Source organism: Pseudomonas sp. VE 267-6A, assembly GCF_024126555.1.
GTDB lineage: Bacteria > Pseudomonadota > Gammaproteobacteria > Pseudomonadales > Pseudomonadaceae > Aquipseudomonas > Aquipseudomonas palmensis.
Genome location: NZ_JAMYBY010000052.1, coordinates 1 through 577, shown reverse-complemented (window position 1 = coordinate 577; position 577 = coordinate 1). Strand labels below are relative to the sequence as shown.

Genomic DNA, 577 nt, shown 5'->3' with positions numbered 1-577 from the left:
GGCTGCAGGAGCAACTGCTAGGCAGCCACGACGGCAAGTCCACGTTGCTCAAGCGTCAGTACCAGTACGATGGCGCCGGGCAACTTACCGACATTCACGACAGCCGACGTGGTCAGTTGGCCTACCAGTACGACCCTGTCGGTCGCCTGTTGCAGGCCGGCAGTCGCCTGGGGGTGGAGACATTCGCCTTTGACCCGGCCGGTAACCTGCTGGACGAGAAGACGCAGCAGCTCAACCGCCCGCTGGACCAGGCCCCCAAACGCAACAGGTTGATGGACAACCTGCTGCGCGAATACGCCGGTACGCACTACAGCTATGACGAGCGTGGCAACCTCGCCGAACGGCTGCACAACGGCGTGCGTACGCAGTTCTCCTGGGACCTGTTCGACCGGCTGCAGAGCTACAGCGACGACAAGCTCAAGGTCGAGTACAGCTATGACGCCCTCGGCCGGCGACTGCACAAACACTCGGTTGCGCATTATTCGAACAAGTCGCAGGCCGGCACGGGCTGGAATCAGCTTGAACGGGCCAAGCGCCAGCGTGAGCTGGACTGTGGCTTCACGCTGTTTGGCTGGGA

1 protein-coding gene is annotated in these 577 nt (G+C 62.4%); it reads left to right on the top strand.

Translation table 11 applies throughout. From position 1 onward, the window contains the following. The coding region (locus tag NJH59_RS25395) for an RHS repeat domain-containing protein (RefSeq protein ID WP_253087474.1) at nt 1–577 on the top strand (577 nt) is incomplete at both ends.